The following is a 24,468-nucleotide window of genomic DNA, read 5'->3' on the forward strand; positions in this document are numbered from 1 at the left end:
CTGGTGCGATGCACTGGAGATCATCTGTTCCGGTCCTGGCTTGCGTAGGCATCCTGGCCGCGAGCACCGTCGGCGTCGCGAACGCGGCCCCCGGCCGGCATGCGGCACCGCCACCCGCGGGCCTCGAACGTCATTCGGTCACCCTGCTCACCGGTGACGTCGTCCAGGTCGAACGGCAGCCCGGTGGCAAACAGGCCGCCACCGTCCGGGCCGCGCCGGGCCGGGAGAAGATCCGGTTCCACCAGCAGGTGGTCGACGGCCACCTCAGCGTCTTCCCCGAAGACGTCACCCCGCGGCTGGCCTCGAAGCAGGTCGACCGGACCCTCTTCGACGTCACCGAGCTGATCGCCGAGGGGTACGCCGACGAGCGGTCGGCGACCCTTCCGCTGATCCTCACCTACCGCCAGGGCACGGACCTCCGGAAAGCCACCGCGAACGCCGACCTCGGCGCGACGCTGACCAGCGTCAACGGCCGTTCCGCGCGGGCCGGCAAGGCGAACGCCGCCGCGTTCTGGGCCTCGTCGGGAACCATCGAGCGGATCTCCCTGGACCGCAAGGTCCGCGCCTCCCTCGATCGCAGCGTCCCGCAGATCGGCGCCCCCGAGGCGTGGGCCGCGGGCTACGACGGCACCGGCACCACCGTCGCCGTGCTCGACACCGGCTACGACCCGACCCACCCCGACCTGGCCGGCCGCGTGAGCGAGGCGGTCAACTTCACGACCAGTCCCGACACGACCGACCACTTCGGCCACGGCACGCACGTCGCCTCGACGATCGCGGGCTCCGGCGCCGCCTCGGGCGGCCGGCTCAAGGGCGCCGCGCCGGGCGCGAAACTGCTCGTCGGCAAGGTGCTCGACGACGACGGCTTCGGCTACGAGTCCTGGGTCCTGGCCGGGATGGAATGGGCGGCGCACTCCGGCGCCAAGGCGGTCAACATGAGCCTCGGCGGCGGTCCGACCGACGGCACCGACGCACTCAGCCTCGGCCTCGAAGCGCTCAGCGAACAGACCGGCACGCTCTTCGTGGTGGCCGCCGGCAACGACGGCGAACAAGGCGCCTACACCGTCGGCTCGCCGGGCACCGCCGAAGCCGCGCTGACCGTCGGCGCCGTCGGCCGTGACGAGAGCCTGGCGTCGTTCTCCAGCCGCGGACCGCGGTTGGGCGACAACGCCGTCAAGCCCGACATCACCGCACCCGGCGTCGGCATCGTCGCCGCCCGTGCCGCGGGGACCGCCATGGGCGACGTCGTCGACGACCACTACACCGCCGCTTCCGGCACCTCGATGGCCACGCCGCACGTCGCCGGCGCGGTGGCGATCCTCGCCCAGCAGCACCCCGAGTGGACGGGCAGTCAGCTCAAGGACGCGCTGGCCAGCACCTCCCTGGCCGCCACCGGGCTTTCGGTGTTCGAGCAGGGCGGCGGCCGGGTCGACGTGGCGCGCGCGGTGAAGCAGCAGGTCTTCGCCACCGGCACGCTCGACCTCGGCGCGGTCGAGGACGGCCAAGCGCCGGTGTCCAAAGTGGTCACCTACACCAACGTCGGCCCCACACCGGTCTCGCTGAAGCTCGTGCTCGACGCCAAGTCCCTCGCCGGCGTCCCCGCCGGGGACGGGATCCGGCTCGGAAAATCCACTGTGGACGTCCCTGCCGGCGGGCGGGCGACCGTCACGATCACCGGCGACCCGGCGAGACTGGCGCCGGGCACCTACAGCGGCCGGCTCACCGCGACCAACGACGGTGCAATAGTGCACACCGCGCTCGGCGCGGACAAGACCGCGCCCAAGCACAAGGTCACCCTCACCGCACTCGACCTGCGGGGCAAGCCGACGGTCGCGCCGTGGCTGCTGATGTACGGCGAGGACTACCGCTTCGACGTCAACACCTGGCTGGCCGGCGACGGCCTGACGGTCGAGCTCGGCACGGGTGTGTACTACCTGACCGCCCAGGTCAACGGCACCGAGGACGGCCTCACCGCGTTCCAGGTCGTCCAGCCGGAGATCCGGGTCACCGGCGACACGACCATCGTGCTGGACGCCCGCAAGGCGGTGAAGGTGGAGATCCGGACCCCCCGACCGTCCGAACAGGCGGGGATCTGGAGCTATTACACCTACCGGGAGCTCGGCCCGCGCAAGATCGCGAACTACGCCATGCAGTTCGACCACACCCGCGAACTCCGGGTCACCCCGACACCGAAGGTGACGACCGGGGCCTTCGAGTTCGGCTCCCGCTGGTCGAGGATCGCGCCGCCGTTGACGGCGAACGTCCTGGGCGGCCGTGATCCGCTCACGAACCGCTACCTCGCCGGGTCGCCCAAACTGGACGGGTGGCGGCTGCTTCAGGCCGTCTCCGCCGGGCAGGGAAAACCGGCGGACTTCAAGAACGTGCGCGGGAAGGCCGCGATCGTCGACCCGGACCCGGCCGACTACAACCGCGACGAAGTCTCCCGTGCCGCCGCGGAGGCCGGGGCGGCGCTGGTCTTCATCGTCGTGCCCGACGGCTGGAGCACCGCCTCGGTGCCCTCGATCAGCGCGGCGCCGTACCTGCCGATCCCGACCGTCCAGCTCGACCGGGACGAAGGGCTCGCGCTGCTGGCCAGGATCAAGCGTTTCCCGACGTTCCTGAGCCTGGACGGGATCGCGGTCAGCCCGTACCTCTACGACGTCGTGCAGACCGAGCGCGACCGGATTCCGGAAAAGATCGTCCACCAGGTCACCGCCGCGAACACCGCGACCGTCACCACCCACTACCGCCAGACCGGCAGCGGCGGTGAGGCCAAGGAACAGCGGTTCGCGTGGAAGCCGTGGCAGGACTTCGCCGTCAACGAGTACCAGCGGTACGTGGCGACGCCGTCGACCCGGGAGGAGTACGTCAGCTCCGGGGACGTCCAGTGGCAGCACCGGGTCAAGCACGGCCTGGTCTGGGACGAGATGTCGCCCCTCGACGGCGGCATGACCGCGGCGCCGCGCACCTACAAGGGGAGGGAAAACCTCACCGAGGACTGGTTCGCGCCGGTCGTCCGGCCCGCCATCCCGCGGGGCGTGCCGGGCATGGACTCGACCCGCGAGGGCGACAACCTCCGGATCCGCATCCCGGAGTTCGTCGACGGCCAGGCCGGGCACTACGGCTTCAACGAAGGCGACGACCAGGCCGGACCGGCCACCACCTCGGCGAAACTGTTCCGCGACGGGAAGCTCGTGTCGGAACAGCCCTACGCGTACGGCACCTTCCCCGCCGGCGCGGACCCGGCGACCTACCGGCTCGACCTGTCGGTGCGGCGTGATTCGCCGGAGTGGCTGTTCGGCACCAGCACGCAGACGTCGTGGACGTTCCGCTCGGCCCGGTCGGCGGCCCCGGTGCTGCTTCCGTTGCTGCAGCTGGACTACGCGGTCGACGCGGACGCCGGCAACCGGCTCCCGGCCGGTCGCCGGGCCAGGATCGGCCTGACCGCACGGTTCCAGGACGGGATGGCCGCGCCGGACGTGCGGTCGGTGCAGGCCTGGGCGTCCTACGACGACGGCAAGACCTGGCGCACCGTCGACGTCAAGCGCGCCGGGAAGTCCTATGAGGCCACGATCGACCACCCGTCGCTCGGGGCCACGAACTCCTACGTCGCCTTGCGGGTGCAGGCCACCGACAACGCGGGCAACGCCGTCGACCAGACGGTGCTCCGGGCGTACGGGCTCAGCTCGAAATAGCGTCCTCCAAGGGCTCCGGGTGCCTTCCGCCGGTTCGCGGCAGGAGGTGCCCGGGGCCCGGCTCGTCCAGCCAGCCGAGCTTGCTGGCCTGCCAGGCCAGCTGCATCCGGGTGCGGGCGTCGACCCGGCGCATGAGGTCCTGCAGGCGCCGCTGGACGGTCCGGTAGCTGACGTTGAGCTGGGTCGCGATCGACTTGTCACTGACCCCGCCGATGAGCAGGGACAACAGCCGCCGCTCGTCGGGGTCGAGGTGGGCGGTGGGCGCGGTGTCGCCGATCCGCAGCGGCGACGCGCGTTCCCAGTAGACCTCGAACAACGCGACCAACGCGGACAGCAGGCTGCTCTCCCGGACGAGCGCGGCGGTGGGTTCGCCCGTGCTGTCGCGGGTGACCAGCGGGCACAGCGCCACCGAGCGGTCGGAGATGGCCAGGCGCACCGGCAGTTTCGAGATCGAGCGGGCGATCTCGCCACCCTCGATCCCCTCCAGGACGTTGACGATCCGGCCGGGTTCTTCGAGCAGGCCGGTCTCGTAGATCACGCGGTACCGCACGCCGCGGGCCTGCGCCAGCGCCTCCTCGACGTTCTCCGAGGCCGCCATCGCGACGTTGCCCTCCAGGCAGAACCACAGGGATTCTTCACGGGCGCCGCGCTGGATGGCGAGGGCCTGCCGCCGGATCGCGTCCACCCCGGTGATGACCTCGACGAGCTGCGCGGAGTCCCGCCGCCGCGGTACTCCTCGGCGAGCTGGGTCACCGCGGCCCTGGCGGCCTCCAGCTTCTCCTGGCCGTGCACCAGCAGCGGGCCGAGGGAGACGTCCGGCGGCGCGGACACGTAGTGCCCGTCGATCCTGCTGACGAGCCCCTTCGCCAGCAGGGCCTCCAGGATCGGCTCCAGCTCGCCGCGGCCCACGCCGATCATGCCCGCGATCTCGTCGGGCGCGGTCCGGTACCCGCCGACGACCACGCGGTAGACCCGTTCTTCCCCGGGAGTCATGCCCAGCGCTTCCAGCACACTGCCTCCTAGCCACGCGGCCAACGGCTTTCCGTCGGCGTTGACGGCTCTTGGACAACGTACAACGGGGCGACCGGGGCAGTCGCCGACACGGGTCACCTCTTACTTGAAGGTGTGGACGAATGGGCGCCCGGGCGGCCGTTCGGTGCTTTACAGCCCCGGCGGAAGGTGCCTACGGTTCGCTCGCCCCAATGCGGCCGGTCCGTACCGACCAAGGCTGAAGGAGGTCAGGTGTTCCGCAACCACAGACGCAGTACCCGCGCCACCGTCACGGTGTTCGCGGCGGCGGTCCTGCTCGCGGTTCCCGCGTTCGCCGCCAGTAGCAGTGCGGCTATCGAAAACAGTGCGGCTATCGAAAACAGTGCGGCTATCGATCCGGGCGTCGCGCCCTGGGTCGACACCCATCGCCCGGTGCCGGCGCGGGTGGAGGCGCTGCTGCACGCGATGACGCTGCCCGAGAAGGTCGGCCAGATGGACCAGCAGCTGGTCAGCACGCTGACCGACGCGAACAGCGCGACGTGCGGCAACAACGGATTCAACATGCCGAATCCCGAATGCATGCGGAAAATCCTGGTCGACGCCCACGTCGGCTCGATTCTCGCGGGCGGTACCGAGAACCCGGTCGACACCACGGGCAAGGGCGGCGTGGGCAACACCGGCTACGACTGGGCCACCGAGTACAACATCATCCAGCAGTTCGCGATCAAGAACTCGCGCCTGCACCTCCCGGTGGTGTTCGGCGTCGACGCGGTGCACGGCTTCGGCCACCCGTGGCAGGCGCCGCTGTTCCCGCAGTCCATCGGCATGGGCGCCACCTGGGACCCGGCGCTCGCCCAGGCCGGTGGCAAGGCGACCGCGGACGCCCTGCGCGCCACCGGCTGGAACTGGAACTTCGCACCGGTCCAGGACATCGCGCGCGACAACCGGTGGGGCCGCACCTACGAGACGTGGGCCGAGCAGCCGGTCCTGTCGGCCGCGATGGGCGCCGCGAACATCAAGGGTATGCAGACGCCCGGCAAGCGCGGTGAGCTGAACGTCAGCGCGACGGTCAAGCACTTCGCCGGCTACTCGCAGTCGGTCAACGGCCACGACCGGGCCGAGGCGCTGCTCCCCATGAACTACCTCCAGACGACGATCCTGCCGCCGTACGCGGCCGGGATCGACGCCGGTGCCGGCACGGTGATGGTCAACTCCGGTTCGATCAACGGCGTTCCCGCCACCTCGTCGCACTACCTGCTGACCGACGTCCTGCGCGGCCAGATGCACTTCCAGGGTGTCGTGATCAGCGACTACCAGGACGTCACCGCGTTGCAGACCGCCTATCACATCGCGGCGGATCTCCCGGGCGCGATCGCCGCCGCCGTGAACGCGGGCGTCGACATGAGCATGCAGGTCACCGACCCGGCCGGGTGGCAGGCCGCGATCCTGCAGGCCGTCGACACGGGCAAGATCTCGCGCGCGCGGATCGACCAGGCCGTGCGCCGCATCCTCACGCTGAAGTTCCAGCTCGGCCTGTTCGACCAGCCGTGCGTGGCCGACCCGGCGAAACCGTGCGTCGACGCGAACGCCGCCGACGCCGCCGTCACCGCGGGCCGCGATCAGACGGCGAAGGCCGCGCGGGAGTCGATCACCCTGCTGCGCAACGAGAACAACGCGCTGCCCTTGCCGGCCGGCGCGAAGGTCGTGGTGACCGGCCCGAGTGCGGACTCGATGACCAACCAGCTCGGCGGCTGGAGCGTGAGCTGGCAGGGCGTGGCGGGTGCCGGGCACGTGTGCTGCATGGGCCCCGAGAACCAGATTCCGCCGGGCACCACCGTGCTGGGCGGCATCCGGGCCGCGGACCCGGGCGCGGTTTACGCGCCGGACCAGGCCAGCGCCGTCGCGGCCGCGGCGGACACCAGTGCCTATGTGGCGGTGGTGGGGGAGAAGGCCTACGCGGAAGGGCTGGGCGACAACCCGGCTCCGGCCCTGGCGCCCGACCAGCAGGCTCTCATCTCGGCACTGGAGGCGACCGGCAAACCGGTGATCGTCGTGGTCGTCGCGGGCCGGCCGGTCGGGCTGGGCCCGGCGGAGAAGGCGAACGCGGTGCTGATGGCCTACCAGGGCAGCACGGAAGCCGGCACGGCGGTGGCGGAGGTGTTGTTCGGCAAGACGAACCCCGCCGGCAAGCTGCCGATCAGCTGGCCGTCCGACGCGCCGGCCGTCGGCGGTGACTTCGCCGGGACGGCCCCGTCCCCGCTGGGGGACCAGCCGAAGTTCTTCGACCAGCTGCCCAGCACCGCGTCCGGTCAGGGCAACGCGTACAACCCGCAATTCCCGTTCGGTTACGGCCTGTCGTACACGACGTTCACCCACACGAACCTGGCGGTGACGCCGAAGGTCGCGCGCGACGGCACGGCCACCGCGACGTTCACCGTCACCAACACCGGAACCCGCGCCGGCACCGACATCGTGCCGGTGTACGTGGCCCAGCCGGTGAGCCCGGTGGTCGTCCCGCCGCAACGGCTGGTCGGCTTCGCGCGGGTGACGCTCGACCCGGGCCGGTCACAGGTGGTGCACGTGTCCTTCCCGGCGGCGGCGCTGGCTGAAAGCGTGGGCGACATCAACGCGTCCGGCCCGCCCGCCGTGGTGCCGGGCAGTTATGTGCTGCAGCTGGACAAGAACGGCACGACGCCGTACGCGGTCGACGTGTCCGCGCCGTTCGTGATCCAGTAGCACGGTGCCGGTTGCGGGGCGACGACGGCGCGTCGCTCCGCAACCGGCCGTGGCGTCAGGCCTGCGACCAGCCCGGCGCCATGCCGTGGACGGCGCCGTGACGGCGCGACCGACGGCAGTTGAGTACGGTGCAACTGTCGACGGATTGTCGACGGATCATGGCAGCCTTCACCTCGGGGGATCGACTCGTCCCCGCGATGGACGGGAGGCCACGTGCGTGTCAGATTGCTCGGTCCGGTCGACGCCGTCGTCGGCGGTGCGCCGGTGCCGATATCCGGACTCCGGCGCAAAGCGGTTCTCGCGGTACTCGCCTTGCACGGCGAAGGAATAGCCGGCACGGGCCGGCTGATCGAAGCGGTTTGGGGTGACGAGGCGGGCCGGACGACTTTGAACACCCTGCAAAGCCACGTGTCCGCCCTCCGGCGCGTGCTCGGCAACCGGAACGCGATCGTCGCCCGGCCACCCGGTTACCTGCTCGACTTGGGTTCCGGCACGACGGACGTGACCGAGGCACGGCGCTTGGTCGAGCGGGGCGAGTGCGGTGACGACCCGGCGCGGTCCGCCTCGACGCTGCGCGCCGCGCTGGCTTTGTGGCGGGACCGGTCGCTGATCGACGTCGGCGGGGTGGCGTGGCTGGACGAGCAGGCCGCCTCCCTGGAGCGGTTGCGCACGCGGGCCCAGCTGGCGCTGATCCGGGCCCGGCTGGCCCTCGGTGAGCACGCCCGGCTCGAACCGGACCTGGAGCGGCTGGCCCGGGTGCGCCCGTTCGACGAGCAGGTGCATGCGCAGCTGATGTTCGCGTTGTACCGCGCCGGCCGGCAGGCCGACGCGCTCGCCGTGTACCGCAGGCTGCGCACGGCGTTGGCCGACAACCTGGGCATCGACCCCAGCCAGCGGCTGCGTGACCTGGAGAGCGCGATCCTGCGGCAGGATCCGGCGCTCGACGAGTCCGCGTTCGCCGTCCGGCTGCTGGCGGTTTAAGGCTGTGATCACGCGTTTTCAGCGCGACGTCAGGGGCGTTTCAGCTCCGCCTGACAGGGTCGGCGCGGGCCCGGTACCGATGCCGGTGCCGTTCTTCGCAGACGGGGGACTCCCATGAAACTTCGACGGCTCCTGCCGCTCACCGCCCTCGCGGCGGCGGCGGTCGTGTTCAGCGCCGGGGCCGCGGCGCCCGCGAGCGCCGCGAGCACACCCACCGGGTACGCCGGCAGCCCGTTCGCCGGCGCGGCCCAGCACACCACCGTGCCCGGCGCGCACCCGCCCGCGCTGGCCGGTCCGCTGGTCAACGCGACTTCACGGAACTGGGCCGGCTACGCCATCAGCTCGTTGTCCACGCCCGCCGCCACCTTCACCCACGTGCACGCTTCGTGGACACAGCGGCCGATCACCTGCCCGGCGTCGGACGCGTGGGCGGTGTTCTGGGTCGGTTTCGACGGATGGACCAACGGCACGGTCGAGCAGGGCGGCAGCTTGGCCCGGTGCGTCAACAGCACCCCGGTCTACCAGCTCTGGTGGGAGATGTTCCCGACCAACGCGATCCAGCCGGTCCTGAACATCAACGCCGGCGACTCCGTGAGCGCGGACGTCACCTACAACGCGGCCACCGCTCAGTTCACGATCACCGTCGCGGACGCCACCCAGCACACGAGTTTTTCCACCACCCAGACGTGCGCGGCCAACCTCGTCTGCTCGCGGAGCAGCGCCGATTGGATCGTCGAGGCCGTGGGCCGGTTCGGGACGAACGACTTCTTCCCCCTGGCGAACTACGGCCGGGCGCTGATGGGCAACACGGTCGCCACCGACGACGCGGGCCACGGCGGGTCGATGACCTCGAACTCGACCTGGCAGCGGACCAAGATCCAGGAGCAGGACGCGACCACGACCTACGCCACCACCGGCGCCACCAGTACGAACGGCCAGAACTTCGCCGTCACCTGGGCGCACCAATGAAGCCGGCACGTCGCGCGGCGACGGTGGTGTGCGCCGTGCTGATCGGCCTGGTCGCGGCCGGGGTGCCGGCGCCGGCCGCGAACCCGATCACCATTTCCACCGGCCTGTTCAACAACAGCGCCGCACTCGCGTGGTCGTCGGCGCCGACCACCACGATGGGCGACCGGACGGTGACCAGGACCACCACCGGGGTGCGGGGGCTCGTCGTCAGCGGCCCGGCTGGATCGGTGTTCCACCAGACCCTCGGCGTGTCGAGGTACATGTTCATCGGTACCCACAATCACGTCCTGATCCTGGAATCGTCGACCGGCGCCGGCCCGGGTACCCGCTCGGTGTCCCTGGTCGACTTCACCACGACGCCGCCTGCCGAGCGGCCGATCCTGTCCGTCCTGGCCTCCTCGGCGGCGGTCAGCTCACCGGGCGTCCAGTTCAGCGCCGGGACCGGCGACGCGTTCTTCGTGTTCGCTCCCACCGGCACCACGGTCGCCGGGCTCGGCATCCACCGCAGTGACAACGGCACGATCCTCTGCCCCGGGCCACCACCGCTGACGCCGACCGGCCAGCTGTTCGGCGAGGCCACGGCGACCCAGCTCCGGGTGAAGATGGGCGGGACGGTGCTGGCCGCGTGCGCCCGCCCACCCGGCACCAGCGGCTGACCGGCTTCGGCTCGGCAGGGCTGGTGGAGGGGAGTGCCCGCGGCTTCGCGGCACCCCCAACGCCGCCAGTCCGGGCACCACGACACCAGCAACCTGGCCGCCTCGCCGGTCATCCGGCCCCGGTTCCAGGACCGGCCCCGGGCCGAGCCGCCGGTCTCACAACAGCTTGTCGAGGGTGATGGGGAGGTCGTGGATCCGCCGGCCGGTCGCGTGGTGGACCGCGTTCGCGATCGCTCCCGCGACGCCGGTGATGCCCACCTCGCCCACGCCGATCAGGCCGAGCGGCATCGTCGGGTCCGGGTCGTCGAGGTAGCTGACGTCGATCGGCGGGATGTCGGCGTGCACCGGGATGTGGTACTCGGCGAGGCTCGGGTTCATGATCCGTCCCGTGCGCGGGTCGACCAGGGTCTCCTCGGCCAGTGCCATGCCGATGCCCATCACGATCCCGCCGCGCAGCTGGCTCGACGCGGTCTTCGCGTTGATCACCCGGCCGACGTCGAACACCCCGACCCACCGCGACACCCGTACCTCGCCGGTGTCCGGATCGACGCGAACCTCGCAGAACTGGGCCCCGCAGGCGGCCTTCATCCAGCGCCGCTGGTCGCGCAGGAACTTCGCCGCGAACTTCAGCTGCCCGGCCACCCGGCCGAACCGGGTGTCGGAGCCGATGGCGGCTTCGACCGACGGCACGCCGGCCTCGGCCAGGATCGTCGCCGGGCTCATCCCGGCCGAACCCGAGCGTTTCGCCAGCGTCTCCAGCTCGCGCTTCAGCTTCTCGCACGCGGCCAGCAGGCTGTTGGCGATACTCGCCGTCTGCATGGATCCGCCGGCACCCGGGCTCACCGGCAGGGTGGAGTCGCCGTACTCGACCCTTACCGCATCGAACGGCACCCCGAGCGCGTCGGCGGCGATTTGCGCCTGCGCTGTCGCGCTGCCCATGCCCATTTCGTGGAAACCGCACCGCACCAGCACGCTGCCGTCGACCGAGAGCCGGACCGTGACGCTGGCGGCGAACTGCCAGGCCGGGTGGTACGCCGACGCGACGCCCATCCCGACCAGCCACCGCCCGTCACGCATCGACCCCGGTTCCGGCGTCCGGTCGGCCCAGCCGAACCGCTCGGCGCCCTGCGCGTAGGCCTCGCGCAGCATCCGGTGCGTGAACTTCTTGCCGTCGATCGGGTTCGTCGCCGGTTCGTTGCGCATTCGCAGCTCGATCGGGTCGACACCGAGCCGGTAGGCGAGCTCGTCGATCGACGCCTCCAGCGCGTAGGTCCCGATCGATTCGCCCGGCGCGCGCATCGAGGTGTTCGAGAGCAGATCCAGTTCGACCAGGTTGTGCTGGACCAGGATGTTTTCGGCGGCATAGAGGTGCCTCGACTGCGACGTCACCTGCTCGGGCACGCCGCCGACTCGCCCGGTGCGCGTCACGCTGGTGTGGACGAGCGCGGTCAGCTTGCCGTCGGTATCGGCGCCGAGCGCGACTCGCTGCGTGGACGGCGTGCGCCCGCCGACCGTGCGGTAGACGCCTTCCCGGGTGAGCGCCAGCCGGACCGGCCGGCCGGTCGCGCGAGCCGCCAGCGCGGCGAGGATCGTGCCGGGCCAGAGCATCACCTTGCCGCCGAAGCCGCCGCCGACGAACGGGGCGATCACCCGCACGTTCGCGGGCGGGACACCGAATCGCCCGGCGAGGTGCGTGCGGACCCAGTCGATGCTCTGCGTGCTTTCGTGGACGGTCAGCCGGTCGCCGTCCCAAGACGCGGTGGTCGCGTGCGGCTCGATCGCGTTGTGGTGGTGCGGCGGCGTGGTGAACCGCAGATCGAGCGACACCGGCGCCGCGGCGAGTGCGGCCTCGGCGTCGCCCTTCTTCGCTCCGCCGGCCACGATCATGGTGCTCTTCTGCGGCCGGGCGTTCTTCTCCTCGGCAGCGAAGTCCACAGTGGACGCCGACGTCTCGTAGGTCATGGTGACCAGCCCGGCGGCTTCGCGAGCGGCTTCGAGGGTGTCGGCGACGACGACCGCCACCGGCTGGCCGTCCCAGTGCACCTCGTCGGTGTTGAGGTAGTCGACCGAAGTGCCGGAGACCAGCGTGCTCAGGTTCAGCGGGCTCACCTTCGGCGCCGGCTTCAGCGGCGGGGCGTTCAGGTGGGTGAGCACCGCGACGACGCCGGGGATCGCGGCCGCGGCCTCGGTCCCGATCGCGGTGATCCGGCCGCGGCTGATCGTCGAGTGCACCAGCGCCGCGTGCGCCAGGTCGGGGAGGGGGTATTCGGCCGAGAAGCGGGCGGCGCCGCTGGTCTTGGCTTTGCCGTCGACCCGGTCGATCGGCTTGCCGACGACGGGGCCGCCGGTCGCGAGCGCGGGCAGGGTCCTGGTCATGCCGCGCTCCCGTCGGTGAGCAGCTGCCGCAGCGTCGCGACCATCGTGCGCTGCGCCAGCTCGATCTTGAAGGTGTTGTCCGGTTGCCCCACCGCGGGCGCGAGCTCGGCGGCGGCCGCCCGGCGGAAGGACTCCTCGGTCGCCGGTGCGCCGAGCAGGATCCGCTCGGCCTCTCGGGCTCGCCACGGTTTCGCGGAGACGCCGCCGAGCGCCAGGCGGACGCCGGTCACGACGCCGTTTTCGGTCTCCAGCGCGGCCGCGACCGAGACCAGGGCGAAGGCGTAGGACGCGCGGTCGCGCACCTTGCGGTAGCGGGAGTGCGCGGCCATCGGCAGGGCGGGCAGCTCGATGGCGGTGATCAGCTCGTCCGCGGCCAGTGCGGTCTCGACCTGCGGAGTGCTGCCGGGCAGGCGGTGGAATTCGGTCAGCGGGAGGCGGCGGACGCCGCGCGTGCTCTCCACTTCGACGACGGCGTCGAGTGCGGCCAGCGCGACGCACATGTCGGAGGGATGCGTGGCGATGCAGTGGTCGCTGACCCCGAGGACGCCGGCGTTCCGGGTGAATCCGCCGATCGCGGCGCAGCCGCTGCCCGGTGTCCGCTTGTTGCACGCGGCCGCACCGTCGTAGAAGTAGAGGCACCGGGTGCGCTGCAGCAGGTTGCCGCCGACGGTCGCCATGTTCCGCAGCTGGGCCGAGGCGCCGTTGAGGACGGCCTGGGCGAGCACCGGGTAGCGGGTCCGGACCAGGGGGTGGGCCGCGAGCCCGCTGTTGCGGACGAGCGCGCCGATCCGCAGGCCGCCGCCGGGCAACTCGTCGATCCCGGTCAGCGGTAGCCGGGTGATGTCGACGACCACGTCGGGCTGCTCGACGTTCTCCCGCATCAGGTCGACGAGGTTCGTCCCGCCGCCGAGGAACTTCGCGTTCGGCTCGGCGGCGATCGCGCGGACCGCCGTCTCGACGTCCGGGGCGCTCAGGTAGGTGAACGACCTCATCTCGTGGCCTCCTGGATGGCGTGGACGATCCCGTTGTAGGCGCCGCAGCGGCACAGGTTGCCGCTCATGCGCTCCCGGATCTCCGCGTCCGTCAGTTCGCCACCGGGGCCGGCGAGGTGTTCGGTGACCGCGCTCGGCGTGCCGGCCTTGTGCTCGGCCAGCATCCCGATCGCCGAGCAGATCTGGCCGGAGGTGCAGTAACCGCACTGGAAGCCGTCGTTGCGGACGAAAGCCCGCTGCAGCGGGTCGTCGACGCCCTCGATGGTCGTGATTTCGCGGCCGGTGTACTGCACGGCCAGCGCGAGACAGGAGTTGATCCGCTCGCCGTCGGCGAGGACGGTGCACGCGCCACAGGCGCCCTGGTCGCAGCCCTTCTTCGTGCCGGTCAGCCCCAGCCGCTCGCGCAGCGCGTCGAGCAGGCTGACCTGTGGTGGGAGGTCGAGCAGCTCGTCGACCCCGTTGACCCGCAACCGCACCTCGACCACGTGGATCCCCTTCGCTCGTGACGGTGCTCGCCAAATTAACAGAACGATGTCCTCTTAACAAGAGAACGTTGTCCTGTTAAGTGGACCGTATGATGGCTGAGATATGTCTCAGTCGATGTTCATGCGGGCCAGGCGGCCGGAGCAGAAGGAGCAGCGGCGCGTGGCCATCCTCGCGGCGGCCCGTGAGCTCGCTCTGGAATCCGGCGTGCGCAACGTGAGCCTGGGCAGCGTCGCCACGGCCGTGGGGCTGGCCAAGTCCAACGTCACCCGCTACTTCGGTACCCGCGAGGAGATCTACCTCGAGCTGGCCTCCGCGTGCTGGCGCGACTGGGCGGACGAGGTCGCCCGCCGGCTCACGGCCGGGAACGACGTCGTCGACGTGCTGGCCGAGACGCTCGCCGAACGGACGCTGTTCTGCGATCTGCTGGGCCACACCGCGACGTCGCTGGAGCACAACGTCTCGGTCGCGGCCGCCCGCGACTTCAAGCGGGTGGTGCTGGGTGCCCTCACCGAACTCGGCGCGGCGGTCGCCCGGGCGTGCCCGGAGCTGACCGAGGGCGAAGGGGCCGAGCTGGCCGGGGCGGCCAGCGGCTTGGCCGGGATGGTCTACCCGGCCGCGAACCCGCCGCCGACGCTGCGCGAGGTCTACGCCCAGGACCCGGACCTGGCCGCGGCGTGCCTACCGTTCCTGCCGACGCTGAAGCGTGCGCTCGCCGCCTTGGCTGCCGGATTGCCGTCCCTGCGCTGACGGACCACCAGGCGCCGACACGGCCGCGGCCTGCCTGTGCGCGGGGTCGGCTGAGCGGACCGCTGCGTTCGAGTCCCCCTTCGAGCACGCGGACGACGATTCACCAGGGCGGCGACACCGGCTGCCCGACCTATCGGCTACCGGTACTCCGCCTGAGCGGTCACGAGTAGGTCCAGTGGCCGAGCCAGGACTCACGCCATGCCACCGTCAGCTCGCCCACACCGTCCACCTCGGACTGGTCGACGTGCGCCTTCCACGCCTCTTCCAGCGACGAGCACAACTTCGCCGCGGGCTGTTCGATGCCGCCCGAGGAGAACTGCTGCAGGACCGATTTGGGCACGGCCAGCTTAGCTTTGCCCCGGACCACCGACTGCTCGGTGGCGCGGCAGATGAGGTATTCGACCGTAGCCAGGTCGGCCGCCGACGCCGTGGTGTCCGCCACGGGCACTTCGGGCGCGATCTGCGCCAGGGCCCGGTACAGGCAGTCCAGCGGCGCCGCGAGGCCCCGGTGCTGGCGGGCGACCTCCCACGACACCCACACCGCCATGCAGTCGGGCATCTGAAAGGGGCGGTAGGTGAACGCGGGGCCGGCGAACGTCTGGTAGTCGCTGGTCGGGTCCGGCGCGGCCGAGCTCGGCCCGTCGGGGTCGGGTGGCAGGCCGAGCCGTTTGAACAGCTCGCGCAGCAGCTTGTGCGGCCGGGCCGGCGTCGAGGACTCGCCGAGCAGCTTGCCCAGGATGCGGTTCAGCCGGTCCGCGGCCACGCCGTGGATCGACAGCTGCAGGTGGACGAACGCGACGTCCGACAGCGTCGTGCCCGCGCAGCCGACCACCCCCACTTGGGTGTAGCGCTGCAGGAAGGAGGCGATCGCGTGGGTGGAGCCGATGCGCGCCGGGCCGACGAAGGTCAGCGGCAGGATCGTGCCGATACGCTGGCGGGACCGGAGCTCTCCCCGGTACATCGGCGAAAACTGGCCGTCGGCGTGGGAGACCTCGAACCAGTTCCCCTGGCGGTGGCCGGGCCGCGTGTCGGCGAGCCACAGGCTGTAGCCGTGCTTCTCGCACAGCTCGCGGAACCGGTCGGCCAGTTCGAACCGGGCGGCGACGGACACGTCCCGCAGTGCGATCGCGAACCGGACCGCCAGCGACGCGCACGGTGGCGCGACCTCCTTGCGGGTGCGCAGGTCGTGATTGCGGGTCTTGACGATCGTCGGCATCTGGGCCGGGCACTGCAGCGACAACAGGGGCGCGTCGATGAGCGACGACGCGGCGTCGGAGATCTCCTTCACCAGGTCGCGGACGGCCAGGCCGTGCCACTCGAAGACTTCGCGCGCCCCGGGGTCGACAGCGATCAGGCCCTCGAAGGTCTGCGCCGACTCGTAGATGAACGTCGGGTTGGGCGAGGTCGTCTGCTGGAAGACCCAGCTGCCCACATTCTGCTGGGGGCGCTCCGCCGGCTGCTGGCCGTCGACGCGCTCGACCACCTCTGTGCCGTCGAGGGGCTTGCGGGTGCGGGTGCCGATCACGACTCCGGCGCCGTTCGTGGCCGAACACAGCGTTTCCAGGAAGACCGCGCTGTCGGTGCCCGCGGACACGAGCTCGCGCAGGTAGCCGGGGCGGGCCGCCGCGTGGTGGACCTCGAAGTCCACTTTGGTCACGGGCTGCCGCGCGATCTCGAAGCCGGCCCGCGCCAGGTCGGCCACGTTTCGCACGGAGATCCGCTGGCGCACCCTCACCACCCGCCGGAGGAGTCGAACCGCACGTCGGCGTCCAGCGGCTCGCGGCGGTCCCAGGCGCCGGCGCCCGCCCAGCGCGGTGCCCCGATGCGCGACAGCGGGATCGCCGATTCGCGCCACGACGCCCGGCTCAGCAGCACGAGCGCGGCCAGCACCGGCAGTGCCACCGCGACGGTGAGCGTGACCTGCACGACCTCGCCCCGGCTCTGCGTCGCGACGGCCGCGGCGAACCCGGCGACGGCCGCGATGCTCAGCTGGACCAGCGCCTGCGGCAGGGTGCCGAGGTAGCCGAGCACGGTCCGGCGTGGCGGCAGCGACAGGCGGCTGTAGAGGAAGCCGGGCAACAGCAGCAGCATGGTGATCACGGACTGGCCGTCGCCGATGTGGCCGAGGGCTTCGGTGGCTTCCCGGCCGTACGGCCACGGACGGCCCACCAGCAGCCACCCGAGCACGAATGAGACCGTCGCGACGGCCAGCGCGTAGAACGTCACGTTGAGCGGGCCGGCCTTCGTGGAGTCCTTGAGCACGAGCGTCGCGCGCACCCGGATGTGGTCGCCGCGCGGGTCGGGACCGCCGGACCGGCGCCAGTACGCCCGCGCCTCGTCTTCGGCGATGCCGTTGACCAGGACGAGGTCCTGCCCGAACTCCCGGTCGGCCAGCTCGCGGGCGGCCTCGCGCAGGTTCGCGGCCGTGAACTCCGGGTGCCGCCGGAGGGAGTTGTCCAGCTCGCCCGAGTCCGTCCGCACGGCCTCGCCCGTCGTGGCCGCGGCGGTGAGCAGATGGCAGGCCGGCAGGCTCCGCGGGGACAGCTCCACCCCGGACTGGCTCGCCTCCCATTTGCGCCGGCGCACCAGGTCCGCCAGCCGGCGCAGCACGGTCTGCGCCTGCAGTTCGAGGATCTTGTGCCGGGCGCCGTCGGCCTCCTGCAACGGGGCGGCGTCCTGCCGTTCGGCCAGCGACAGCAGGTCTTCGACCAGGCCGTCCACCTGGTGCTGGTCGGCGTCGGTGGACAGGTACATCCGGGAGATCTCGGCTTCCGGCGCGGTCCGCGCCACCAGGTGGTAGGACTTCAGCGTGGCCGGGATCATGGTCTCGTAGCTCACGACGTAGCCGCGGCGGCTGGCGGCCAGCCGCCGCCACTGCTCGTTCGCGACGGACTGGCGCGCGTCGACGTGCAGCGGGGTTTCGTAGCTGAGCCGGTGTTCCTCGACCGAGTCGTCCAGCGCCACCACGAGCATGTAGTCGCGGACGGCGACGTTCAGCAGGTACGCGTACTCGACGAGCAGGTCGGAACAGCCGGAGAGGACGTCCAGAGCCAGCTCCCGGCATTGCCGGCCGTAACCGGGCACCGTGCCGGCCGCCGGCGCCAGCGTGAACTCCTCTTCCGGGTGGTTCCGCTCGGTGAGCAGCGTCAACAGCGCCTGCTGGATCAGCCAGCGCGGCTCGTGCACCTGGAAGAGGAAGGTGTTCAGTTCGTGCTTGGCGGTCTGCGCGTTCTCGTCGCCGGCGAGGATCCCACGCAGCAACCGGTAGAGCCCCGCGGCGACCAGCCGGGACGCCTCGTGCTGGGTGAGCCGCGGCAGTTTCTGGCCTGAGCTGTCGAAGACGTCGATGGGGGAGACGTCGCGGCGCGGCAGCCGGGCCAGCGGAACCCAGAGGGACCGGTGCCGCGCCGGCCGCGACGCGGCCCGCTCGCCGTGTTCCCGCCCGATGAGGTCCTGCAGCTGCGCGGTGGCCTGACGCTGTCCCTCGTCGAGCAGCTTGAGGCTGACGTCGACCTCGGTGCTCCGGCGCGCGGTCCCGTGCTCGACCACGGTCAGCCGCTCGGTCAGCCGGCGCACGTGGTTGAGCCGCAGCGAGGTGTCCAAGAGCGCCAGCCCGACCGCGGCGCCCTGCCGGGACAGGCGAGGCGGGGCGCCGGGAATGGGGATCGTCTCGATTGCGTGCCGGAGACTCTCGATGCCGTCCACCCGACCGAGCGTAGGAGGTGACGCGCCCGGAGTCAGGAAAACTCCGGCATGCGCGCGGAAAACGGCGGCTGCGGGCCGGAATTGGTCCGAACGAGTGTACCGATCGGCCCGGCGGCTTCGGGCTGCGGTTACGACAGGCCGGTCTCCGGGCGGGGCCCACGGCGGTGCGGCGTTCGCACATCCGGGCACGCCGGCACCTGCTGTTCCGGCCAGGGGCGGCCTGTCGCGGTGCCCGCGCGCGGTTGACCACCGCCTCCTCCGGACGGTGGAGGCGATGCGGACCGTTGTGTTGACGCGCCGGACCGGGTCGCCGCGGGATTCTCGATCTGTCGGAAACGGATCGGGAAGGGACGGCGGCATGCCGGTCATCGAGGTCGAGCACCTCCACAAGCGGTACGGGGAAAAGGTCGCGGTCGACGACGTCTCGTTCGACGTCGAGCGCGGGGAGATCTTCGGCATCCTGGGCCCGAACGGCGCGGGCAAGACGACGACCGTGGAGTGCCTGGAAGGACTCCGGGTGCCCGACGGCGGGAGGCTGTCGGTGCTGGGGCTCGACCCGCGCCGCGACCGCGCCGAGTTGCGCCAGCGCGTCGGGGTGCAGCTCCAAGAGAGCCGGCTGCAGGACAAGCTGCGGGTCGGCGAGCTGCTCGACCTCTACGCCGCGTTCTACCGGACGCCGGCCGACCCCGGCGAGCTGCTGGCCACGCTCGGCTTGGCCGAGCACCGGAACACCGCGTACAAGAAGCTCTCCGGGGGCCAGCAGCAACGGTTGTCCATCGCGCTCGCGCTGGTCGGGAGCCCGGAGCTGGCGGTGCTCGACGAGCTCACCACCGGCCTCGACCCGCAGGGCCGCCGCGACACGTGGGACCTCATCGAGACCGTGCGCGCCCAGGGCGTGACGATCCTGCTGGTCACGCACTTCATGGAGGAAGCCGAACGGCTCTGCGACCGGATCGCCGTCATCGACGCCGGCCGGGTCGTCGCCGTCGACACGCCGGCCGGGCTGGTCGCCGGGGTGACCGACGAGCAGGTCGTGCGGTTCCGGCCGTCGGCGCCGCTGGACCCCCGCGTGCTCGAAGCGCTGCCGGAGATCCACCGCGTCGAGCGGCGCGGCGAGCAACTCGTCGTCAGCGGCCACGGCAACGTGCTCCACGCGGTGACCTCGCTGCTGGCCCGCCTGGGGGTGATCGCCGGGGAACTGCGCGTCGAACAGGCCGGCCTCGACGACGCGTTCGCGGCTCTGACCGGCCACCGGCCGGAATGAAGGGGAAGACCGTGTCCGTCCTGACCAAGCTGACCACCGCCGAGGCGAAGGTGTTCCTCCGGGACCCGGGCGCGCCGGCCATCGTCGTCGGCATCCCGCTCGCGCTGCTGCTGGTGTTCGGGCTGCTGCCCGGTGTGAACGAGCCGGACCCCGAGTTCGGCGGGCACAGCGTGCTGGCCACCTTGATCGCGCCGATGGCCATCACGATCCTGCTGGCCATGCTGGCGCTGACGCTGTTCCCGACCGCGATGGGCACCTACCGCGAAAAAGGCCTGCTGAAGCGGCTTTCCGCCAGTCCCGTGTCGCCGAGCCTGCTGCTCGCCGCGCAGCTGCTGGTGAACCTGGCCGCCGCCGTCGTCGTGGTCGCGCTGATCGCCGGGGTCGGCGGTCTCGCGCTCGGCATCCCGTTGCCGGGCAACCCGGGCGGCTTCCTGCTGTCGCTCGTGCTCGGGGCCGTCGCGCTGTTCTCCGTCGGCCTGCTGGTCGCTGCCCTCGCGCCGACCGGCCGCGCGGCCAGTGGCATCGGGAGCGCGCTGTTCTTCCCGATGCTGGCGCTGGGCGGGGTCTGGGTGCCGAAGGAGAAGCTGCCGGTCTTCCTGCAGCACGTCGCCGACGTCCTGCCGCTGGGAGGCACGCTCAACGCGCTGCGCGCCACCTGGGCCGGCGATGCCCCGGAGCTGCTCCAGCTCGGCGCGATGGCCGTCTTCGCCGTCGTCTGCTCGACGATCGCGGCGCGGGTGTTCCGGTGGGAGTGACGATCACGCCCGCTCCGGCCCCGGTCCGGCCGGTCGCGCCGGTCGCCGGGGCCGGAGTGGCGATCGTGACCGGGCTGATGGCGATCCCGTTGCTGCTGACGGCGAACCGCTACGGCTACGCCGGCGACGAGCTGTACTTCCTGGCCGCCGGCCGGCACCTCGCCTGGGGATACGTCGACCAGCCCCCGCTGCTTCCGTTGCTGGCCACGGCGATGGACGCGCTCGGGCACTCGCCGTTCGTGCTGCGGATCCCGGCGATGCTGGCCGCGCTCGCCGGAATCACGCTCACCGCGCTGATCACCCGCGAGCTGGGCGGCGGCGCGAAGGCCCAGACGCTCGCCGCGGCCACCTTCGGCGTGTCGGCGGAACTCCTGGCGGGTGGGCATTACCTCGCGACGTCCACAGTGGATCCGTTGCTGTGGACACTGGTGCTGTGGCTGCTGGTCCGCTGGCTGCGCACCCGCGCCGACGGCCTGCTCGTCTGGGCCGGCGTCGTCACGGCGATCGCGCTGTACACGAAGTTCCTCATCGGTGGCTTCTGGCTCGCCGCCGGGGTCGCGGTCCTCGGGTGCGGACCACGGGAACTGCTGCGCCGGCCCGCATTGTGGCTCGGCGCGGCGATCGCCGCGGTGGCGCTGGTGCCGACCCTGCTCTGGCAGGCCACGCACGGCTGGCCGCAGCTGGGCATGGGCGCGGCGATCTCGGCGGAGGTCGACGGCACCTGGGGTGGCCGGGTGGCGTTCGTGCCGGGGGCGTTGCTCGTCGCCGGGCTCCCGGTCGGTGTCGTCCTGCTCGGCTACGGCCTGTGGCGGCTCTTGCGCAGCCGGGAACTCCGCTTCCTCGGCTGGACGGTGGTGCTGCTGACCGTGGTGTTCCTGGCGGTGAACGGCCGGTTCTACTACCTCGCCGGGATGTATCCGGTGTGCTTCGCGACGGCCGCGGTCGCGCTCGAACGCGGGGAGCCGGCGCGCTGGTGGCGGTGGATCGCGACCTGGCCGTGCTACGCGCTGTCCGCGTTGCTCGTCCTGCCCGTCGCGTTGCCGGTCTGGCCGCGGGCGTGGCTGATCGAGCACCCGGCACTGCCGTCCCCGGTGCTAGCCTTCACCGAGATCGGTTCGCCGGAGGCCGCTCTCTCGGTGGCCGGCGCGTTCGCGCAGCTGCCCGAGCGGGTTCGGACCGCGGTGGTGACCGAGACCTACTGGGAGGCCGGCGCGCTCGACCGCTACGGCCGCGACCTCGGCCTGCCGGAGCCGGCCAGCGGCAACCGCGGGTACGCGACGCTGGTCGTGCCGTCCGAGGAGCTGACCGACGTGCTGTTCGTGGGCGCCGACCCGCGGCCGCTGCTCGGGCACTTCGCCGGCTTGCGGCCGATCGGGAAAGTGGACACCGGTGCGGCGAAGCCGAGCTACTTCGACGGCGTGCCGTTGTGGCTCGCGAGCGGCCGGACCGAGCCGTGGTCCGCGCTGTGGCCGAAACTGGTGAACACCCACACGTGAGCCGCGTCCCCGGCGTCACCGTCCGCGCGGGACGCCGGGGCGGGCTCTCGGGGGTGCCTCGTCAGAGCTGAGACGTGCCCGCGCCCCTTCGTCCACACATCGACCGAATCGAGGGCCGGCGGCGGAAACCGGTCCGCCGGATGACCAAGCCGCATCCACCGATCGGATGACCACGGGTGTGCGGAACCGCGCGAGCCACTGCCCCTACGGCGCCGCGACCGCCATCGCGGTGATCACGTGGACGACACCGGCGACGGCCGGGCCCACGGTCATGCGTATCTCGCGCCGCTGAGCGCCGATGACGGCGTCCCCGGCCTGGACGACCGCGGCGGTGACCAGCACCAGCGCGCTGACCGGCCCGGGTGCGACGAACGGCACCGCGCAGCCGAGAAGTCCCAGCGGCACCCCTCTGATCGAGTACATCCACGCGTAGAAGCGCTCGCCCCCGGTCGGTGTCTTCTCGTGGCTCAGGGCCGACGGCCGGACAGCCGCCACGATCGCGAACCCGGTGGACACCAGGGAGATGATGCCGTTGAGCACGGCCAGCCAGATCATGCCCGCACTCATGTCACTGCCCGGTGATCCGGGGGTTCGGTTCGCGGGCGGGAGTGGCGGTCCAGCTGGCGAGGACGTCCATGGCTCGTCGTGAAGGCGATCCGGGTTCGGTGGTGTAGATGAACAGGGTGGTCTCCGGGTCGCCGGGGAGGGTGAGGGTTTCGTATTCGACGGTGAGATCTCCGACGAGGTTGTGCCGGAGGCGTTTCGAGCCGTGGGTGCGCTGGTGGACGCGGTGTTGTTCCCACCATTGGTCGAATTCGCGGCTGTGTTCGCGCAGTTCGGTGACGAGGTCGGTGGTGGCGCGGTCGCCGGGGTTGCGGCCGACTTCGAACCGGAGGCTTTCGACGGCGGCGCGGGCTTGGTCGGGCCAGTCGAGGAAGAGGGCCCGGGCGCCGTCGTCGAGGAACATCCAGCGGGCGTAGTTGCGGTGGGTGGCCGGGAGCTGGTCGAAGTCGGTGAAGAGGGCTTTGGCCATGCGGTTGGCGGCGAGGATGTCGGTGCGGCGGCCGAGGATGAGGGCGGGCTCGCCGTCGAGGGCGTCGAGGAGCTGGTAGAGGCCGGGGCGGACGCGTTGGACGTCGCGGGTCCGGCCGGGGGAGGGTGTCGAGGTCAGGCCGATGAGGTCGTTGAGGTGGGCGCGACCGGCGTCGTCGAGGCCGAGGGCGCGGCCGATGGCTTCGACGACGGCGGCGGAGGGAACGATGCGGCGGCCTTGTTCGAGGCGGGCGTAGTAGTCGGTGGACACGCCGGCGAGGCGGGCGACTTCTTCGCGGCGGAGACCGGGTACGCGGCGGACGCGTCCGTCGGGGGGCAGGCCGGCGCGGGCGGGATCGATCTGGCTGCGGGCGCGCCGCAGGAAATCGGCGAGTTCCTGATTGGTCCGGTGCACGGGTTCGAGTATCCCCGAGCCGGCGCGGTCCTGGGTGGACCGGCGAGTCCCAGGTTCCGAAGACCGCGCCTCCGGAGGGCGCGAGATAGGCCCCCGAACGGGCTTGCGGTGGGCGAATCTTGAAGCACGCCGCCACGGAAACACCCCCGGAGGCGGAGCCCCGAAATCGCGAGCGAAGGACGACCATGAGTTTCCCGTCGGATCGACCCGCGACCTGGTTCGTGACCGGCACTTCCCGCGGCCTGGGCCCGGAGCTGGTCACGCAGCTGCTCCGGCGTGGCGACCAGGTCGGCGGGGTGTGGAAAGTCTTGCGTGCCACGCTGCCGCTCCTTCGCAGCCAGCCGGGCGACCCGGTCAAGGGCGCGGAGGCGATCATCCGCCAGGTCGTCAGCGGCGAGGGCCCGACTTCGCCGATGCTTGAGAACTCGCCCACCCGTCAGAGAAAGGAACAATCGTGCGCAAGATCCTGATCGTCATGTCCGCCGCGAACATCTGGGAGCGCACCGACGGCTCGGAATACCCGACCGGGTACTGGGCCGAAGAGGTCGCTGCGCCGCACGAGAAGTTCGTGCAGGCCGGATTCACGGTCGACTTCGCTTCTCCGGGCGGGGTTCTGCAGCCGCTCGACGCCCACAGCGCCGACCCGGAGATCGCCGGCCCGGACTGCGCGCACTACGTGGCGCACGCCGCGCGGGCGCTGAGTGAGTTCGGTCCGCTGCTCAAGCTGGACGAGATCGACATCGACGACTACGCCGCCGTCGTCGTCCCCGGCGGGCACGGTCCGGTCGTCGACCTCTACCAGGACCGTGACCTCGGCCGCCTGCTCACCGAGGCGGACGCGGCCGGGAAGATCATCGGGGCCGTCTGCCACGGCCCGGCCGGCCTCCTGTCCGCTGTGGACGAAGACGGCAAGTGGCTGTTCGCGGGCCGGGAGATGACGGCCTTCACCGACGAGGAGGAGCAGAGCTTCGGCACCGCGGACGGCGCTCCGTGGCTGCTGGCAAGCACGCTGCGTCAGAAAGGCGCGAAGCACTCCGGGGGACCGGCGTACCAGGCGTACACCGTGCGGGACCGGAACCTCTTCACCGGCCAGAACCCGGCCTCCAGCGCCCCCATGGCCGAGGCCATGATCGCCGCCCTCGCCTAGGAAGGAGCGTGGAACCCGTGGTCACC

At 71.6% G+C, this 24,468-nt stretch carries 20 protein-coding genes; 11 read left to right on the top strand and 9 right to left on the bottom strand.

Annotated elements, in window-relative coordinates:
- The first annotated feature begins 8 nt into the window (after positions 1-8).
- A complete protein-coding gene (locus tag AB0F52_RS43945) occupies positions 9-3,695 on the top strand; it encodes a S8 family serine peptidase (protein WP_360184068.1) in 3,687 nt (1,228 codons plus the stop codon).
- On the opposite strand, the gene AB0F52_RS43950 is transcribed toward AB0F52_RS43945, so the two are convergent.
- Both AB0F52_RS43950 and AB0F52_RS43955 read right to left on the bottom strand, forming a co-directional pair.
- Entirely contained in the window at positions 3,682-4,293 is a 612-nt protein-coding gene (locus AB0F52_RS43950; RefSeq protein ID WP_360184070.1) for a LuxR C-terminal-related transcriptional regulator, read from the bottom strand. The genes AB0F52_RS43945 and AB0F52_RS43950 overlap by 14 nt on opposite strands.
- Entirely contained in the window at positions 4,230-4,706 is a 477-nt protein-coding gene (locus AB0F52_RS43955) for a helix-turn-helix domain-containing protein (RefSeq protein WP_360184072.1), read from the bottom strand. The genes AB0F52_RS43950 and AB0F52_RS43955 overlap by 64 nt, the downstream gene beginning before the upstream one ends.
- A 411-nt stretch (positions 4,707-5,117) precedes the next feature.
- Here AB0F52_RS43955 and AB0F52_RS43960 point away from each other — a divergent pair, with 411 nt between their 5' ends.
- The 4 genes from AB0F52_RS43960 (at position 5,118) to AB0F52_RS43975 (ending at position 10,027) form a co-directional block, all read left to right on the top strand.
- Complete coding sequence (locus tag AB0F52_RS43960; RefSeq protein WP_360184074.1) at positions 5,118-7,421, top strand: glycoside hydrolase family 3 N-terminal domain-containing protein; 2,304 nt, start codon at positions 5,118-5,120, stop codon at positions 7,419-7,421.
- A gap of 213 nt (positions 7,422-7,634) precedes the next feature.
- Positions 7,635-8,402 carry an AfsR/SARP family transcriptional regulator gene (locus tag AB0F52_RS43965; protein ID WP_360184077.1) on the top strand — a complete coding sequence of 256 codons (768 nt, stop codon included), beginning with the start codon at positions 7,635-7,637 and terminating at the stop codon, positions 8,400-8,402.
- Between the two features lie 114 nt (positions 8,403-8,516).
- The gene (locus tag AB0F52_RS43970) at positions 8,517-9,371 is read left to right on the top strand and encodes a G1 family glutamic endopeptidase (RefSeq protein WP_360184080.1); all 855 of its coding nucleotides are present in this window, start codon (positions 8,517-8,519) and stop codon (positions 9,369-9,371) included.
- The gene (locus tag AB0F52_RS43975; protein WP_360184083.1) at positions 9,368-10,027 is read left to right on the top strand and encodes a hypothetical protein; all 660 of its coding nucleotides are present in this window, start codon (positions 9,368-9,370) and stop codon (positions 10,025-10,027) included. Before AB0F52_RS43970 ends, AB0F52_RS43975 begins: the two co-directional genes overlap by 4 nt.
- A gap of 156 nt (positions 10,028-10,183) precedes the next feature.
- Here AB0F52_RS43975 and AB0F52_RS43980 read toward each other — a convergent pair whose 3' ends face one another.
- The 3 genes from AB0F52_RS43980 to AB0F52_RS43990 are packed head-to-tail and all read right to left on the bottom strand — an operon-like array spanning position 10,184 to position 13,880.
- Positions 10,184-12,403: a xanthine dehydrogenase family protein molybdopterin-binding subunit gene (locus AB0F52_RS43980; protein WP_360184085.1), complete on the bottom strand. Its 2,220-nt coding sequence runs from the start codon at positions 12,401-12,403 to the stop codon at positions 10,184-10,186.
- On the bottom strand, positions 12,400-13,395 hold the full coding sequence (locus tag AB0F52_RS43985) for a xanthine dehydrogenase family protein subunit M (RefSeq protein WP_360184088.1): 996 nt from the start codon (positions 13,393-13,395) through the stop codon (positions 12,400-12,402). The genes AB0F52_RS43980 and AB0F52_RS43985 overlap by 4 nt, the downstream gene beginning before the upstream one ends.
- Positions 13,392-13,880 (bottom strand): 2Fe-2S iron-sulfur cluster-binding protein, encoded by a 489-nt coding sequence (locus tag AB0F52_RS43990; protein WP_360184091.1) that lies wholly within the window; start codon positions 13,878-13,880, stop codon positions 13,392-13,394. The genes AB0F52_RS43985 and AB0F52_RS43990 overlap by 4 nt, the downstream gene beginning before the upstream one ends.
- A 103-nt stretch (positions 13,881-13,983) precedes the next feature.
- On the opposite strand from AB0F52_RS43990, the gene AB0F52_RS43995 reads away from it, so the two are divergent.
- Entirely contained in the window at positions 13,984-14,628 is a 645-nt protein-coding gene (locus AB0F52_RS43995; protein WP_360184093.1) for a TetR family transcriptional regulator, read from the top strand.
- Positions 14,629-14,788: 160 nt separating this feature from the next.
- On the opposite strand, the gene AB0F52_RS44000 is transcribed toward AB0F52_RS43995, so the two are convergent.
- Together AB0F52_RS44000 and AB0F52_RS44005 are read right to left on the bottom strand one after the other, a co-directional pair.
- Entirely contained in the window at positions 14,789-16,357 is a 1,569-nt protein-coding gene (locus AB0F52_RS44000; RefSeq protein ID WP_360184095.1) for a hypothetical protein, read from the bottom strand.
- A gap of 2 nt (positions 16,358-16,359) precedes the next feature.
- The gene (locus tag AB0F52_RS44005; protein ID WP_360184097.1) at positions 16,360-18,333 is read right to left on the bottom strand and encodes a hypothetical protein; all 1,974 of its coding nucleotides are present in this window, start codon (positions 18,331-18,333) and stop codon (positions 16,360-16,362) included.
- Between the two features lie 358 nt (positions 18,334-18,691).
- Between AB0F52_RS44005 and AB0F52_RS44010 the strand changes: the two genes are divergently transcribed.
- The 3 genes from AB0F52_RS44010 to AB0F52_RS44020 are packed head-to-tail and all read left to right on the top strand — an operon-like array spanning position 18,692 to position 21,848.
- Positions 18,692-19,597 (top strand): ABC transporter ATP-binding protein, encoded by a 906-nt coding sequence (locus AB0F52_RS44010; RefSeq protein WP_360184100.1) that lies wholly within the window; start codon positions 18,692-18,694, stop codon positions 19,595-19,597.
- A gap of 11 nt (positions 19,598-19,608) precedes the next feature.
- Positions 19,609-20,352, top strand: coding sequence for an ABC transporter permease (locus tag AB0F52_RS44015; protein ID WP_360184103.1), 744 nt, complete (start codon positions 19,609-19,611; stop codon positions 20,350-20,352).
- On the top strand, positions 20,343-21,848 hold the full coding sequence (locus AB0F52_RS44020) for a glycosyltransferase family 39 protein (RefSeq protein ID WP_360184105.1): 1,506 nt from the start codon (positions 20,343-20,345) through the stop codon (positions 21,846-21,848). The genes AB0F52_RS44015 and AB0F52_RS44020 overlap by 10 nt, the downstream gene beginning before the upstream one ends.
- A gap of 204 nt (positions 21,849-22,052) precedes the next feature.
- On the opposite strand, the gene AB0F52_RS44025 is transcribed toward AB0F52_RS44020, so the two are convergent.
- The gene (locus AB0F52_RS44025; RefSeq protein WP_360184108.1) at positions 22,053-22,415 is read right to left on the bottom strand and encodes a hypothetical protein; all 363 of its coding nucleotides are present in this window, start codon (positions 22,413-22,415) and stop codon (positions 22,053-22,055) included.
- A gap of 1 nt (position 22,416) precedes the next feature.
- Positions 22,417-23,295, bottom strand: coding sequence for a helix-turn-helix transcriptional regulator (locus tag AB0F52_RS44030; protein WP_360184111.1), 879 nt, complete (start codon positions 23,293-23,295; stop codon positions 22,417-22,419).
- A 185-nt stretch (positions 23,296-23,480) separates the two neighbouring features.
- Here AB0F52_RS44030 and AB0F52_RS44035 point away from each other — a divergent pair, with 185 nt between their 5' ends.
- Entirely contained in the window at positions 23,481-23,765 is a 285-nt protein-coding gene (locus AB0F52_RS44035; RefSeq protein WP_360184114.1) for a hypothetical protein, read from the top strand.
- A complete protein-coding gene (locus tag AB0F52_RS44040; protein ID WP_360184116.1) occupies positions 23,750-24,442 on the top strand; it encodes a type 1 glutamine amidotransferase domain-containing protein in 693 nt (230 codons plus the stop codon). Before AB0F52_RS44035 ends, AB0F52_RS44040 begins: the two co-directional genes overlap by 16 nt.
- Positions 24,443-24,468: the final 26 nt, after the last annotated feature.

The sequence above is a fragment of the Amycolatopsis sp. NPDC024027 genome, from assembly GCF_040638975.1.
Classification (GTDB): domain Bacteria; phylum Actinomycetota; class Actinomycetes; order Mycobacteriales; family Pseudonocardiaceae; genus Amycolatopsis.

Coding starts and splice junctions, on each gene's coding strand:
- AB0F52_RS43995 (WP_360184093.1), top strand. CDS start 13,984: ATGTCTCAGTCGATGTTCATGCGGGCCAGGCGGCCGGAGCAGAAGGAG.
- AB0F52_RS43985 (WP_360184088.1), bottom strand. CDS start 13,395: ATGAGGTCGTTCACCTACCTGAGCGCCCCGGACGTCGAGACGGCGGTC.
- AB0F52_RS43950 (WP_360184070.1), bottom strand. CDS start 4,293: ATGGCGGCCTCGGAGAACGTCGAGGAGGCGCTGGCGCAGGCCCGCGGC.
- AB0F52_RS43975 (WP_360184083.1), top strand. CDS start 9,368: ATGAAGCCGGCACGTCGCGCGGCGACGGTGGTGTGCGCCGTGCTGATC.
- AB0F52_RS44035 (WP_360184114.1), top strand. CDS start 23,481: ATGAGTTTCCCGTCGGATCGACCCGCGACCTGGTTCGTGACCGGCACT.
- AB0F52_RS44025 (WP_360184108.1), bottom strand. CDS start 22,415: ATGAGTGCGGGCATGATCTGGCTGGCCGTGCTCAACGGCATCATCTCC.
- AB0F52_RS44010 (WP_360184100.1), top strand. CDS start 18,692: ATGCCGGTCATCGAGGTCGAGCACCTCCACAAGCGGTACGGGGAAAAG.
- AB0F52_RS43945 (WP_360184068.1), top strand. CDS start 9: ATGCACTGGAGATCATCTGTTCCGGTCCTGGCTTGCGTAGGCATCCTG.
- AB0F52_RS43970 (WP_360184080.1), top strand. CDS start 8,517: ATGAAACTTCGACGGCTCCTGCCGCTCACCGCCCTCGCGGCGGCGGCG.
- AB0F52_RS43980 (WP_360184085.1), bottom strand. CDS start 12,403: ATGACCAGGACCCTGCCCGCGCTCGCGACCGGCGGCCCCGTCGTCGGC.